This is a genomic window from Streptomyces sp. NPDC048434 (assembly GCF_043200375.1).
Taxonomy (GTDB): Bacteria; Actinomycetota; Actinomycetes; order Streptomycetales; family Streptomycetaceae; genus Streptomyces.
In genome coordinates, this window is the sequence record NZ_JBICXQ010000008.1 from 242377 (window position 1) to 255946 (window position 13570).

Annotated in this window: 12 protein-coding genes; 4 read left to right on the plus strand and 8 right to left on the minus strand. The window is 71.2% G+C overall.

Annotated features, from left to right (window positions below; genetic code table 11):
* The first annotated feature begins 14 nt into the window (after positions 1-14).
* The 3 genes from ACGFWI_RS12555 to ACGFWI_RS12565 all read left to right on the plus strand — a co-directional run bounded on the left by ACGFWI_RS12555 (position 15) and on the right by ACGFWI_RS12565 (position 3346).
* Positions 15-659, plus strand: a complete 645-nt coding sequence (locus tag ACGFWI_RS12555; protein ID WP_393905931.1) for an MEDS domain-containing protein — start codon at positions 15-17, stop codon at positions 657-659.
* 228 nt (positions 660-887) lie between these two features.
* Complete coding sequence (locus ACGFWI_RS12560; RefSeq protein WP_393905932.1) at positions 888-1682, plus strand: oxidoreductase; 795 nt, start codon at positions 888-890, stop codon at positions 1680-1682.
* A 395-nt stretch (positions 1683-2077) separates the two neighbouring features.
* Positions 2078-3346 (plus strand): ATP-binding protein, encoded by a 1269-nt coding sequence (locus ACGFWI_RS12565; protein WP_393905933.1) that lies wholly within the window; start codon positions 2078-2080, stop codon positions 3344-3346.
* Positions 3347-3433: 87 nt separating this feature from the next.
* Here the strand turns inward: ACGFWI_RS12565 and ACGFWI_RS12570 are convergent, their stop codons facing one another.
* The gene (locus tag ACGFWI_RS12570) at positions 3434-3784 is read right to left on the minus strand and encodes a hypothetical protein (RefSeq protein WP_393905934.1); all 351 of its coding nucleotides are present in this window, start codon (positions 3782-3784) and stop codon (positions 3434-3436) included.
* 12 nt (positions 3785-3796) lie between these two features.
* The gene (ctaD, locus tag ACGFWI_RS12575) at positions 3797-5530 is read right to left on the minus strand and encodes a cytochrome c oxidase subunit I (protein WP_393905935.1); all 1734 of its coding nucleotides are present in this window, start codon (positions 5528-5530) and stop codon (positions 3797-3799) included.
* Positions 5531-5891: 361 nt separating this feature from the next.
* Here ctaD and ACGFWI_RS12580 point away from each other — a divergent pair, with 361 nt between their 5' ends.
* On the plus strand, positions 5892-6281 hold the full coding sequence (locus ACGFWI_RS12580) for a TraR/DksA family transcriptional regulator (protein ID WP_393905936.1): 390 nt from the start codon (positions 5892-5894) through the stop codon (positions 6279-6281).
* A gap of 136 nt (positions 6282-6417) precedes the next feature.
* Here the strand turns inward: ACGFWI_RS12580 and ACGFWI_RS12585 are convergent, their stop codons facing one another.
* The 6 genes from ACGFWI_RS12585 to ACGFWI_RS12610 all read right to left on the minus strand — a co-directional run bounded on the left by ACGFWI_RS12585 (position 6418) and on the right by ACGFWI_RS12610 (position 13511).
* A complete protein-coding gene (locus tag ACGFWI_RS12585; RefSeq protein ID WP_393905937.1) occupies positions 6418-7251 on the minus strand; it encodes an aldo/keto reductase in 834 nt (277 codons plus the stop codon).
* A 190-nt stretch (positions 7252-7441) separates the two neighbouring features.
* Positions 7442-9316 carry a GMC family oxidoreductase N-terminal domain-containing protein gene (locus tag ACGFWI_RS12590; RefSeq protein ID WP_393905938.1) on the minus strand — a complete coding sequence of 625 codons (1875 nt, stop codon included), beginning with the start codon at positions 9314-9316 and terminating at the stop codon, positions 7442-7444.
* Positions 9313-10731 (minus strand): hypothetical protein, encoded by a 1419-nt coding sequence (locus ACGFWI_RS12595; protein WP_393905939.1) that lies wholly within the window; start codon positions 10729-10731, stop codon positions 9313-9315. Before ACGFWI_RS12595 ends, ACGFWI_RS12590 begins: the two co-directional genes overlap by 4 nt.
* Positions 10728-11414 (minus strand): FadR/GntR family transcriptional regulator, encoded by a 687-nt coding sequence (locus ACGFWI_RS12600; protein WP_393905940.1) that lies wholly within the window; start codon positions 11412-11414, stop codon positions 10728-10730. Before ACGFWI_RS12600 ends, ACGFWI_RS12595 begins: the two co-directional genes overlap by 4 nt.
* Before the next feature lie 309 nt (positions 11415-11723).
* Entirely contained in the window at positions 11724-12098 is a 375-nt protein-coding gene (locus ACGFWI_RS12605) for a DUF2267 domain-containing protein (RefSeq protein WP_393905941.1), read from the minus strand.
* 291 nt (positions 12099-12389) lie between these two features.
* Positions 12390-13511, minus strand: a complete 1122-nt coding sequence (locus ACGFWI_RS12610) for an NADH:flavin oxidoreductase (protein ID WP_393905942.1) — start codon at positions 13509-13511, stop codon at positions 12390-12392.
* Positions 13512-13570 lie beyond the last annotated feature (59 nt).

Here is a 13570-nt window from a genome sequence, read left to right on the forward strand (position 1 = left end):
CCAGGAGACGAGCGATGCACCAGCGGACAGCGGACACCCCCACGGCGTCCTTCGCCGCACTGAGCGGAGTTCCGCTGACTCCCGGCGACCACATCTGTGCCCTGTACCGGGGACGTGCCGAGCGGGACCGGCTGATGACGCCGTACTTCGCGGACGGCCTGAGCGAGGGGCACAGCTGTCTCCTGCTGGCCGCGGACGGAGAGGGCCGCACGTTCCGCGAGACCTTGGCCGTGGATGGCCCGGCGGGCGGGCGGGATGTCGACAACCTCCAGATCAAGGGGCCGGACGAATACCTGCAGGATGGGATCTTCGACGGAGACCGCACACTGGCCCGGATGTACGCCTGGTCCGACAAGACCTTCCCGGACGGCAACGGGACCTATGCCCGGCTGGCGGCCGATATGAGCTGGGCCGGGCCGCTGGTGCAGCCGTCCTTCATCGACGACCTCGTCCGGTCCGAGGTGAACGCGACGGACTGGCTGCGGTCCTGTCCCCTGGTGGGCCTGTGCATGTACGACCTGGAACTGTTCCGCAGCGATCTGATCCTGCCGCTGGTCAAGGCCCACCCGAAGATCTGGCTCAAAGGCATGTTCATGGTAAATCCGTACTGCCCTGGGCCCGAGGAGCCACCCGGCCCGACGGCCGCCGCCGAAGGCTGACGGCCGGCCGGGCCGGCCCCGCTCCAGCTGGTCCCGCTCGGTGGCCGGCCGAGACGGAGCAGGGCGGCGGGCCCACGGCGCGACCGCTCCGGCAGCCCGGGAAGGAAATCGCCCCGATGGGCTCGTGGCGCCGGGTGCCGGTGAAGGTTCCGGGAGTGATACTGAGCCAATGTGCCCGGTTTCTACGGTTTTCCCGGCTCCCGGACGCCGGTGGAGGAGCGGACGCCCATGGATCTGAACCTCGTCGGCAAGGTCGCCGTCGTCACCGGCGGCAGTAAGGGCATCGGCTTGGCGGTCGCCGAGGCGTTCGGCCGTGAAGGCGCACGGGTCGTCGTCGGCAGTCGTCACCGAACGCCGGAGCTCGCCGCGCTGCGCGAGCGGCACGACGTCACCTTTGTCCCGGTCGACCTGTCGGCGCCCGACGGTGCGGACCGGCTGGTCGGGGCCGCGGCGGACCAGCACGGGGGAATCGATGTACTGGTCAACAACCTGGGGGTCACCCGCCCCCGTTCCGGTTTCCTGGAGGTCGGGGACGACGAGTGGCAGCGGGTCTTCGATCTGACCTTCTTCAGTGCCGTCCGGGCCAGCCGGGCCGCGATGCCGCTGCTGCTTGCCGACGGTGGCGGAGCGGTGGTGAACGTGAGCTCCGTCAATGCCCGCCTTCCGTTCCCCATGGTGGTGGACTACTCGGCCGCCAAGGCTGCGCTGAGCAACCTCACCAAGGCGCTGTCGGAGGAGTTCGCGCCGCGCGGCGTACGCGTCAATGCGGTCGCCCCCGGGCCGGTGCGCACCCCGTTCTGGACCGACCCGGGTGGCTTCGCCGAATCCGTCGCCGCCGGTGCCGGCAGTACTGCCCAGGCGGCGCTGGACGAGGTCGTTCCCCGGCAGATGGGCATCTCCACCGGGCGGATCAGCGAACCCCAAGAGGTCGCCGATCTCGCGGTGTTCCTGGCCTCCCCCCGCGCCGGCAACATCACCGGTGCCGAATTCGTCCTCGACGGCGGCCAGACCAAAACCACCTGACCCCGTGCCGGCCCCTTGAGCCCTTCGGCCTTGTGCCGTCCCGGACGGTGTCCCTGCCGCTGTGACAGCGGGTCAGTTGGGACGTGGCCATGGAGCGCCTCGGGTAGGCCTCGTGGATGACCGCTCCCGTCTCGTCCGGGACGAAGACGCTGCCCTGGCCGAAATCGACACCGACATCGCCCCGGACCTGCTCGCTCAGGGTGGCGCGGGGTCCTTCGGCTACCCCGGGGGCGGGCGGGCCGCTCTCACCGGTGGCGGTGGCGCCGCGCTGAGCGCCGCCACCGGCGGGCAACGGGGCGTTCAGGTCGGGGTGAGGCCGCCGTCGACCAACGATGCGCCCGGGGTGCCCTGGGCGCATCATGGAAGGGAATGCGGCGCCTCACAGGAGGCTGCGGATGGCCGGCTGGCATGTGCGGGACTTCTCTCCGGACGATCTCGAAGCGATCGTCCGGCTCGATGCCGAGGGGGCGTCCGCCGACCCCTCCGGGGTCTTCCGCCTTTCTGACGTGGTCGCGGCGCTGCAGGGGCGCCATCCCACCGTCGTCGCGGTCGCCGACGGACGCCTCGTGGGTGCCGCGGTGGGCCGGGTGGAGGGCGACCGGGCATGGATCCTGCGGATCAGCCTGCATCCCTCATGGCGGAACCTCGGCATGGGCAGCGCGATGCTGGCGGCTCTCGAACGCCGCCTGCAGGCGGCGGGCGCCACGACGATGGCGGCAGTGCTGCCCGAGGGCGAGACCGGTTCCGCGGCCCTGCATCACTCGGGCTTCCGTCCCCACCCGGGGCTCACCTACTTCGAGAAGGCCGAAGCGGTCACCGCGCAGGATTCCGCCGTACTGCTTTCCCTGGGCGGAGTGGTGCCGCCGACGGGGCTGTGGGAGAAGCTCGCGGGGATGGCGGAGGAGAAGGGCCTCATCGAGCGCCGGCTCGTCCTGCCGCTCGCCCACCCCGAGATGGCAGCCGAGCACGGTGTCGAACCACCGCAGGCCGTTGTCCTCTTCGGCCCGCCCGGCACCGGTAAGAGCACCTTCGCCAAGGCGGTGGCCAGCCGCCTGGGGTGGCCCTTCGTGGAGCTCTTCCCGTCCCGGCTCGCGCTGGAGGACGGCCTGGCGACGGGGCTGAGCCGGCGCTTCGACCAGGTGGCCCAGCTGGAGCACGTACTCGTCTTCATCGACGAGGTCGAAGAGGTCGCGAGCGTGCGCAGCGAGTCCGACCCGGTGTCCGTGGGAGTCGTCAATGAACTCCTCAAGTCGATCGTGCGGTTCCGCGACCGCGACGGCAGACTGCTGATCTGCGCCACCAACAACGTGGCCACACTGGACCCGGCGTTCCTGCGCCACGGCCGGTTCGACTATGTACTGCCGGTCGGGCCGCCCGACTCCGAAGCACGCGGCGCCCTGTGGGACAGCTACCTCGCCAGGGCGGGAGCCGAGGCCGACACCGCCGTCCTCGCGGAGGCCAGCGAGGGGTTCACTCCCGCCGACATCGCGCAGGCGGCGCGTACCGTCGCGCAGAGCGTCTTCGAGCGCACCCTCGCATCCGGACATCGCGCCCACCCGGCCACCGGGGACTACTTGCAGACCATCCGCCGCACCCGCCCCACGGTCACCACCGAGATGGCCTTGGAGTTCGCCGATCAGACCAGCCGCTACGGGCGTACCTGAGGGCGCGCCGGGGCCACTCGGCCGACTGCGTCGCGGCGACCGGGACGCCGGCGGCCACGGCACCGGCGGCTCGGTTCGTAACACCGCTCAGTGGGCCAGCAGCAGGACGTTCAGCAGCACCAGGGCCGCCAGCAGGGCCAGCGCGGTTGCCAGGACGCGGCGTTTGAGGACGTCATAGCGCTGCTGGTACTCCCGGCGGAGCTGGAGTGCGCGGGTGGCGATACGGGTGACGGTCAGCTGCGAGAGGTCGAGCTGCCGGCGGGCCAACAGGCCCACCAGCTCCTCCCGTTGGGCGGTGGTCGGCCAGTCGAGGGCGTCGACGAAGGCTTCGGCGTCGCTGCGGGCGCGGTCGATTTCCGCCTGCCACAGCAGATACCCCTCCATGCTGGCGATGCCCGCCTGGACGGTGCGACTGTCCGGCGTCCGGCTGTCGGTCATGGCGCAACCCGCTCAGCGCGTCTCGTCCCCCGAAGGGCGGTCGGTGCCATGTGGCTCTCGGGAGGCGACCCCGTCGCGCCGCGCGGCCTTCCTGGCGCTCTCCAGGGCGGCGACATCGGGGTGATGCAGGTCGAAGGCCGGCGACTCGGAGCGGATCCGGGGCAGCGTGGTGAAGTTGTGCCGCGGCGGCGGGCACGAGGTGGCCCACTCGAGGGAGCGTCCGTAGCCCCACGGGTCGTCCACGACTTCCTTCGGCGCGTACTTGGCCGTTCTCCAGACGTTGTAGAGGAACGGCAGCACCGAGAGGCCCAGCAGGAACGAGCCGATGCTGGAGAGCGTGTTCAGCGTGGTGAAGCCATCGGACGCCAGATAGTCGGCGTAGCGGCGCGGCATGCCTTCGACGCCGAGCCAGTGCTGGATGAGAAAGGTGAGATGGAATCCGATGAACAGGGTCCAGAAGTGGATTTTGCCGAGACGTTCATCGAGCATTCTGCCGCTGAACTTGGGCCACCAGAAGTAGAAGCCGGCGAACATCGCGAAGACCACGGTGCCGAACACGGTGTAGTGGAAGTGGGCGACGACGAAGTACGAGTCGGAGACATGGAAGTCCATCGGCGGTGAGGCCAGCAGAACGCCGGTGAGCCCGCCGAAGAGGAAGGTCACCAGGAATCCGATCGCCCAGAGCATGGGGGTCTCGAAGGACAGCGCACCGTGCCACATCGTGCCGACCCAGTTGAAGAACTTCACCCCCGTCGGGACCGCGATGAGGAAGGACATGAAGGAGAAGAACGGCAGAAGTACCGCTCCGGTCACGAACATGTGGTGGGCCCAGACCGTGACCGAAAGCCCCGCAATGGAGATTGTCGCCGCGATGAGTCCGACATAGCCGAAGATGGGCTTGCGGCTGAAGACGGGGAAGATCTCGGTGACGATGCCGAAGAACGGCAGCGCGATGATGTAGACCTCGGGGTGGCCGAAGAACCAGAAGAGGTGCTGCCACAACAACGAGCCCCCGTTCGCGGGGTCGAAGACATGCGCACCGAATTTCCGGTCCGCCTCCAGCACCAGCAGCGCGGCGGCCAGAACGGGAAAGGCGAACAGCACGAGCACGGCCGTCAGCAGGATGTTCCAGGTGAAGATCGGCATCCGGAACATCGTCATGCCGGGCGCGCGCATACAGATGATCGTCGTGATGAAGTTGACCGACCCCAGGATCGTTCCGAAACCGGAAAAGGCCAGTCCCATCACCCACAGGTCGCCACCGATTCCGGGGGTGCGGATGGGGCCTGACAGCGGGGTGTAGGCGGTCCAGCCGAAGTCCGCAGCCCCGTCGGGTGTGATGAAGGCGCACAGGGCGATCAGGGAGCCGAACAGGTAGAGCCAATAGGCGAACATGTTGAGCCGCGGGAAGGCGACGTCGGGTGCGCCGATCTGCAAGGGCATGATCCAGTTCGCGAAACCGGCGAACAACGGTGTCGCGAAGATCAGCAGCATGATGGTGCCATGCATCGTGAACGCCTGGTTGAACTGCTCGTTCGAGAGGATTTGCAGCCCTGGTCGGGCCAGCTCCGCCCGAATGGCGAGCGCCAGAAGTCCGCCGATCATGAAGAATCCGAACGACGTACTCAGATAGAGCGTGCCGATCGTTTTGTGGTCGGTGGTCGTCAGCCAATCCACCACCACCCGTCCGGCATTCTGTCGCCGCTTGGCTGGTTGCAGCGATTCCGTCTGCTGAACGGCTGTCACGGTCCGAACTCCTCATCCCACGTGGTCGCCCCCCTCGCCGGGCTGACGGTACAGATACCTCGGAGGACGCCAAAGAGGCTCGCCGCCGCACACCATCAGTCACATCAAGCGCGCAGCACGGGAGTTCGTGCGTGCTCGTCCGTACCCGGAGAGCCGAGGGGTGTACCGGCGGCGTTCATGACGCCGCAGCGATCTGACGCAAAAGGCCGAATGGGAGCGGCTGCGGCCGTCCCTGCCGGTCGGCACACGGCCCCATGGCCCTTGGCGGAATCAGCGGCGGGTCAGCGACCGGATGGCGTCGGACTGGGCCGGACGGGTGCCTGCCGGAATAGGCAGACCGCCTATTTCGTTGTGTAGTCACGTGGAGGATGACACCGAAAGCGCCGGGGGCTCACCGGCGCGATGGACGGCCGCGACGGAGCGGATCAACGAGGACCGGGTCGCCACCGAGCGGCTGATCAGCTCGTTGACGCGGCTGTGGGACGGCGTCGTCGAAGCGGCGGCCCTGACGTCCAATGACGACGAGCACGACCCCGAGGGAGCGACGGTCGCCTTCGAACGGGCCCACCTGCGGGACGTGCTGAAGCAAGCACACGCCGACCTGGACGACCTCGATCGAGCCGCCCGGCGGATAGCCGCCGGCACATACAGCACCTGTGAGCGCTGCGGGGGCCCGATCTCCGCGGGGCGGCTCTCCGCCCGTCCGACGGCGACGACCTGCATCACCTGCGCGAGCAAGGCCACCCGATGACGTGGAGGGACCGCGCCGAGACAGCCCCCGCACGTCCGTAGGCCGGCGGTTCCCTTCGGTGACGGCGGGTGCCCGGCCGGCGAGACGCGGGGTCGGCGCGAGTGTCCGCGAGGGAAACCGGCGAGGTCACGCCGGGTTACAGCAGCTCCAGGGGCTGTTTGCCGGTCGGGGGTGGGAAGGCCTCGTCGAGAAGGCGGTGGTCGTCCTCCGTGAGATGCAGGTCGAGGGCGGCACGGTTGTCCTCGACATGCGCGATGCTGGACGCCTTGGGAATGGCGATGACGTCGTCCCGGCGCAGGACCCAGGCGAGCGCCACCTGCGCGGGGGACCTCCCGTGGGCGGAAGCCAGGGACTGCAGTGCCTCGTGGCCCAGCAACCGGCCCTGCTCCACGGGCGAGTAGGCCATGATCGGGACGGCGAGTTCCCGGCAACGGGGAAAGAGGTCGTACTCCGGGCCTCGACGGGTGAGGTTGTAGAGCACTTGATCGGTCTGCGGGTGGGCGCCGTCGGGCAGCTCAGCGAGGTCATCGACGTCGAAATTGCTCACTCCCCACGAGCCGATACTGCCCTGTGCCACCAGTGATTCCAGGGCCTCGACGGTCTCGTGGAGCGGCACGCTGCCCCGCCAGTGCAGCAGATAGAGATCGATCCGGTCGGTCCTGAGGCGGCGCAGACTCGCATGGCAGGCGTTGACCGTGCCCTTTCTGTCGGCGTGGAACGGCAACACCTTGCTGACGACGAACGCCTCGTCCCGACGGCCCTGCAGCGCTTCGCCGACCAGCTCCTCGGCGGCGCCGTTTCCGTACATCTCCGCCGTGTCGATCACGGTCAGCCCCAGATCCAGGCCGCGCCGGAGGGCGGCGATCTCCTCGGCACGCCGCGCGGGGTCGTCCCCCATGTGCCAGGTGCCCTGTCCGAGCGCGGGCACCCGCACACCGGAAGGGAACGTCACTGTCCGGGCCTGGGTCATCGTGCTCCTTCTCCGTTCCCGGCGAACCGTCGCGATCGCGTGTCTCCATGATCCCAGCCCAGCGTGCCAGGCGCGTTTCCACCGGGAAAGAGCGCCACCCGCCTCCTCAGTCGCTGAGCGGCGGAGAACGGGACGATCATCCGGCCCCGAGGGCCACCCGGCCGAGCGGCGGTCCGGGACGGTGCTGCACTCACCCCGCCGCCACCGCTCGCTCCGCGACGCCCAGAGCCGCGGCCATGATGCTCAGCTGCGGGTTCACCTCGGGGCAGCTGGGCAGCAGCGAGCCGTCGGCGATCAGCACCCCGTGGACGCCGCGCAGCCGGCCTTCCCCGTCGGCGGGGCATCGGCGGGAATCCGCCCCTGCGGCCACGGTTCCGGTGGGGTGGAAGGCCGAGAGATGGAGCCGGCGGGCGCTCACCCCGTCCAGCAGGGCGGACAGCTCGGGCAGGGAGCGGGCGCGCGGTGCGGTGGGGATACCGGTCAACACTTCCTGGGCACCGGCGGCGAAGAGCAATTCGCCCATGGCGCGTACCGCGGTCATCAGACGGCCCGCATCGCGGGGGTCGAGGTCGTAGCGGAGCACGGTGCGGTCCCGGCCCAGGACCCGGCCCGAAGGGCGGTCCGCGATCATGGCGCCGAGGGTGGCCAGCCGGTCGGCGCCGTCCAGTTCGCGGCGCAGCTCACGGCCCACGCCCGGCAGGACGAAACTGCCCATGCCCGGTGGGGTGGCGGTCGCCTCGATGAGGATGCCGCCGCTGTGCAGTTCCTCGACGCCGACGCTCTGCAGCACCCCCTCCCAGGCCGTCACGGGCTCGGCGAAGCGGCCCGCCACGCTGGTCGCCGGATGGACACTGAGGTTGCGGCCCAGCCGGGGATGGGTGCCCAGCCCGGAGCGGCGCAGCAGCGGCGGCGACTGCAGGGCGCCTGCCGCGACCACCACCAGCGGACTCAGAATCTCCAGGTCACCGCCGCCCGGACGCTGAACGGCCACCCCCGCCGCCCGCGGGCCGCCGGGCCGGTCGGCATCCACCAGAATCCGCCGCACCCGTGCCCGGGTGACGATCCGGGCTCCGGCGGCGCAGGCGTCGGGCAGCACCGACAGCTGCACGCTCTGTTTGGCGCCGGTGGGACAGCCCACGACGCACTGACAGGAGCCTTTGCAGCCAGGGGCGTTGCGGCGCAGCGGCGCGGCCCGCCACCCGAGCCGCTCCGCCCCGGCGAGGGTGAGCAGCCCGTTGTTGCCGAGGACGTCGAGGGGCTGGGTGGCCACGCCCAGGGTGCGCTCCGCCTCGTCGAGGTGGGCCCCGAAGCCGTCGGCGAGGTCGAGTCCGAAGGCGGTGCGCCAGCGCTCCAGCACATGGTCGGGGGCGCGGTAACAAGTGCCGGAGTTGACGAGGGTGGTCCCGCCCACGGCCCGTCCAGTGGGCAGCAGCAGTGGTGGGCGACCGGCGGCCACGGTGGCGCCGCCGTCGCGGTAGAGCTCGGCGAACCGTTCCAGAGGCGTGCGGCGGCCGAAGGACGCGGTGGTGTGGTGGTCCCCTTCCTCCAGGACGACGGTGCGCAGCCCGGCACGGGCGAGGACACGCGCCGCCATGGCGCCGCCGGCGCCGGAGCCGACCACCACCGCGTCCGCGGTGCTGCGCTCCGGCCAGTCCTCTGCGGGTGTGCAGTCCAGCGACGGGTCGGGCGGCGGCGCGAAGGCGAGCGGGAGCGTTCCCGGCCCGCCGGCACCGTGCCTCGCGCGCGCCTGGTGGGCGAGCATCCGCTCCGTGCCCGCGGCCAGCAGCACCGGGACCTTCACCAGGTCGAGCAGCGGGGCCAGGCGCGGCCGGGCGGCGAGCGCAGTCATCAGCTCGTCCCGCGCTGCCGGGTCGAGGGCGGCGAGCGGGCGTCCGGTGCGGGCCAGCGCATAGGCGTCAACGGCGCCGGCCGCGCCGCGCATCCCGGCACGGGCCGGCGCGGGCATCGAGGCCAGCACGTCGTCGAGGCGCCGGGGCACCGTGGCCGGCCAGCGTTCGCTGCCGTCGTCGGCCAGGAGGGCGGCGACGAGTCCGGCGAGGCTCATCGCTCCCCCACCTCCGTGTGGGCGGTTCCTTCGAGGAGCCACTCCTCCTCCGTACGCCAGCGGCCCCGCCAGCGTTCCAGGCGGACGACGGCGTCGGCGGTCTCGCTGTTGCGGCAGACGGCCGGACTGCCGTCGGGGTCCGCGTAGTCGAGCCGCAGGGTGCGCTCGGCGGGCAGGCTCACCTCGACGCGGATACGGCGCAGTCCGGCGCGTCCTGTGACGCGCCAGTCCGGACGCCCGATGGCGGCGCGGAAGCGGCCGAGTCCCAGCCAGCCGAGCGCGGCGCGCTCCGCCCGGCGGGGCCAGGTCCGGCCGCCACGGCGCAGTCGCAGGAAGACCAGGGGCGGCAGGCGGCGCAGTCCCGGTCGTGTCGAGACCGCGGCGACGATCTCCAGCACCTCGCCGTTGCCGAGGTCCGCGTGCAACCAGGCCCAGCGGCGCGCGTTGCCGTGGCCGTAGATACGGGCGGAGGCGCCCGGCGCGCCCTGCAGGGTCAGTTTCTCGCCCCCGTAGGTGACCGTGCCGTCGTAGGAGGCACGGGCCGCCGGGAGGATCTGCGCGGCGGGCAGCAGGGGGCGGCGCCAGGACCAGCGGGGAAAGGTGAACAGCGGCTCGTCCTCGGGACGTTCGGTCAGCTCCCAGCGGAAGTCGCCGGCCGCTCCTTCGAGGTGTCCGGGGCGGGCGACGATGCCGTCCGCACGGAAACCGTCCTCGCCGCCGCGCCAGGGCTCGGGGCCGAAGCGCGTATGCCGCACCGTGCCCTGCGGACCGTCCGGGTCCGCCGCGGGGAAGACGGCGGCCCAGCCGTGCACAAAGGCCGGTGAGCCGTCGGTCGGCGCGGTCAGTTCGTGGTGCAGCCACAGCCCGCGGCCGGTCGCCGGGTCGGTGACGGTGGTGTACCAGACCTCGGTGCGGCCGGGCTCTCCGCGCCAGCGCGGCGCCAGGTGCCGGCTGCCGTCCTCGCGGCGGGGAAAGCGGACGCTGCCCAGGAAGGGGGCCAGGCCGGTGGTCAGGGGGAAGCGCAGGGTGCCGCTGCCGATGCGTTCTTCCCCGTCATAGAGCGTGTAGGGCAGCACCGTCATCGAGCGGACGGGACGGCGCAGCGAGACGGACTTCCAGCCGTCCAGGGTCAGCCGGCGCCCTTGGACGGTGAAGGCCAGCCGGTAGCGGATACGGCGCCGGGCGAGCGGCGAGATCTCCATCTCGCCCGTGGCGTACGGGTCGTCGGCCCATCCGGCGATGCGTATGCGTCCGCTCAGCCGGGCCTCGGTCGTCCCGAACGGCTGCAGTACGTGCTGCGCCGCCACCCGCAGATCGAGCCGGGCCCGCCGTGTCCCGTCCGCGCCGTCGATCCGGGCGCAGCCGAGCATGGTCTCGGTGAACGCTGTCCCCCGGGCACTGTCGTCGCCGCTCATGCCGGCTCGTCCAGCATGAGCCGTTCGGTGGCGGTCAGATAGCTCTCGGCGGCCGTGCGCGCAGCTTCCGCCTCGCCCGCCACCACCGCCTCGACCACCGGCGCCAGCCGGGCGTGTGCGGCGTCCGGGTCGGTGAAGGGCCGCACCAGAGCGGAGCGGACCGGCAGATAGGCGTGGAAGAGGGTGTTGGTCAACAGCAGATAGACGCGGTTGCCGGTGGCGCGGGCCAGCGCGCGGTGTACCTCGATGTCCGCCAGCTGTACGGCGTCGCCGCCCTCGGCCGTCCGGACCGCCGCCAGCAGTTGGCGCAGTTCGTCGTGGTGCCCGGCGTCCGAGCGCGTGGCGGCCCGCTCGGCGATCAACATGCCGATACTGCGCCGCACTTCGAAGATCTCACCGATCCAGTCCGGGCTGTGCCGGACCAGCATCGGCAGCAGATCGGCGCCGCCCAGGCGCAGGAAGTCGCGCACCCGGGTGCCTACGCCGTGCCGCGTCTCCAGCAGACCGGCCTGGAGGAGACGGCCGTAGGCGTGCTTGAGGGTGGTGCGGTTGACGCCGTACCGCTCCGCCAGCCGGCGCTCGGTGGGCAGATAGTCGCCGGCGGGATAGCGGCCGGTGAGGATCTCCTCCCGCAGCCGGTTCTCCAGGACGTCGACGACGGTCTCACGGGGCAGCGTCTCCACGATTTCCCTCCCAGGGCAGCAGTTGCCGGTGCACCACCCGAGGACCGAGTGAACCAGTGACTGAGTGGATGATCCACTGCACCATCAGGAGTCGGCCCCGTCAAGCCCTTTCACTGCCGCGCCTCCTACCGACGGCCGCCGCTACGACTGAAGTTGGCCGACCGGGAGCGGACAAGGCGGCACCTCACCGCGCCACGCGATCACCGGCTGCCGGCCCGCCACGGCACACTCGGCGGACCCGGGTCGACCAGCCCGTCGGCACCCTCCCTCAACTCCCGCCGTGCACACGGCCGGACGCGGAAGGACCCGTCAGCCGGCCTCCACCAGCCGCGCATACCCCTTGCCGAGCTGCGACATGGCGTGGTCGTACTCCTTCTGCGAGATGGCCTCGTGCAGCGTCCCCAGCACCGCCCGTACACCGCGGGTGGCTTCCGACTTGGACAGGGCGGTGTGTTCGCGCACCCTGCGGATCGACTCAGCGGGCCCAAAGGTCTCCGTCTCGCCCCGCCCCCGCTCCAGCGAGCCACGCAGCGGCTCGGGAAGTTCGAGGGCCAGATCGCGGACTTCGCCGTCGCTCAGGCGAATGGCGAGCGTCTCAAGAGTGGCGCGGGTGAGATCGGCCGCTTCCTGCCGCGAGAGCCCCGTGCGATGCGCCACTGCCTGGAAGAACTCCTTGTCGTCCATGCGAGCCTCCACATCGGAATCGACGGATGGGCGCGAGGGAGGCAACCTCACCCACCACCTTGCCACGCCCCCATCCCGCGTGCGAGGCACGGCAGGCCCACCTCACGGGGGGCGGATCGCCCACCCCCGGCCGGACACCCGCTGTGAGCACACGGCCACCGGGCGCACCGGGTGCGGGGCGCCCGCACCCGCCGGCACACCGCGCACCCGGTGGTCGCCACGGCCCGGGCCGGCCGGTTCGTCAACCGCCCAGCCCCGCACCGTGTTACGTCAGCTCGGGAGTCCCGGCCGTCAGCTGAGCGTCCGCAGCATCGAGGCGTCGAACGGCCGGAGTTCGCCGGTGCGGCCCGCGAGGACCTTGGCGGCCCACTCCGGGTCGCCGAGCAGGGCCCGTCCGACGGCGACGAGGTCGAACTCGTCACGCTCCATCCGGTCCAGCAGACGGTCGATGCCGGTGACGGCCGCCTGCTCGCCGCGGAACGCCTCGATGAACTCGTTGTCGAGTCCGACGGAGCCGACGGTGACCGTCGGCTTGCCGGAGAGCTTCTTGACCCACCCGGCGAGGTTGAGGTCCGAGTCCTCGTACTCCGGCAGCCAGTAGCGGCGCGTCGAGCAGTGGAAGGCACTGACACCCGCGTCGCTGAGCGGCCCCACGACCGCCTGGAGTTCTTCCGGCGTCTCGGCGAGGCGTGCCTGATAGTTGCCCATCTTCCACTGGGACATCCGGAAGAGGACCGGGAAGTCCAGTGAGACCGCTTCCCGGCAGGCCGCCACGATCTCGGCGGCGAAGCGTGTACGGGCGGTGAGGCTGCCGCCGTACGCGTCGGTGCGCCGGTTGGTGGCCGACCACAGGAACTGGTCGATCAGGTAGCCGTGTGCACCGTGCAGCTCGACTCCGTCGAAGCCGAGACGTTCGGCCGTCGCGGCCGCGTCGGCGAACGCCGCGATGACGTCGTCGAGGTCCTGCCGGGTCATGGCGTGACCGGACGGGTTTCCGTCGAGGGCGAGGCCGGACGGGCCGGAGGGCGGGGCGTCCGGGAACGGCGGCGCGCCTGCCGCGCGGGCCATGCCGACGTGCCACAGCTGCGGCATGATCGTCCCGCCCGCCGCATGCACCGCCTGCACGACGCCCTCCCAGCCGGCGAGTGCGTCCGCTCCGTGGAAACGGGGCACGGCGTCGCTGGTCCCGGCGGCCGCGTGGTCGACGTAGGTGCCCTCGGTGATGATCAAGCCGGTCCCGCCGGCGGCACGGCGCGCGTAGTAGTCCGCGACATCGGCACCTGGGACACCGCCCGGCGAGAACTCGCGGGTCATCGGCGCCATGGCTATCCGGTTCGGCACGGTGAGACCGCCCAGGGTGAAGGGGCGGGAGAGCACCTGAGCCGCCCGGGCAGCGGAGTCGCTGGAATGCACTGTGGGTCTCCTAGGAGAGAAGCGGTCGCAGAACGCCGCCGGTGGACGCTCCGCTGTTC

What these genes read in the sequence shown, in the direction of transcription:
- ACGFWI_RS12555 (WP_393905931.1), top strand. Translation starts at nt 15, where the DNA reads ATGCACCAGCGGACAGCGGACACCCCCACGGCGTCCTTCGCCGCACTG.
- ACGFWI_RS12560 (WP_393905932.1), top strand. Translation starts at nt 888, where the DNA reads ATGGATCTGAACCTCGTCGGCAAGGTCGCCGTCGTCACCGGCGGCAGT.
- ACGFWI_RS12565 (WP_393905933.1), top strand. Translation starts at nt 2,078, where the DNA reads ATGGCCGGCTGGCATGTGCGGGACTTCTCTCCGGACGATCTCGAAGCG.
- ACGFWI_RS12570 (WP_393905934.1), bottom strand. Translation starts at nt 3,784, where the DNA reads ATGACCGACAGCCGGACGCCGGACAGTCGCACCGTCCAGGCGGGCATC.
- ACGFWI_RS12585 (WP_393905937.1), bottom strand. Translation starts at nt 7,251, where the DNA reads ATGACCCAGGCCCGGACAGTGACGTTCCCTTCCGGTGTGCGGGTGCCC.
- ACGFWI_RS12590 (WP_393905938.1), bottom strand. Translation starts at nt 9,316, where the DNA reads ATGAGCCTCGCCGGACTCGTCGCCGCCCTCCTGGCCGACGACGGCAGC.
- ACGFWI_RS12595 (WP_393905939.1), bottom strand. Translation starts at nt 10,731, where the DNA reads ATGAGCGGCGACGACAGTGCCCGGGGGACAGCGTTCACCGAGACCATG.
- ACGFWI_RS12605 (WP_393905941.1), bottom strand. Translation starts at nt 12,098, where the DNA reads ATGGACGACAAGGAGTTCTTCCAGGCAGTGGCGCATCGCACGGGGCTC.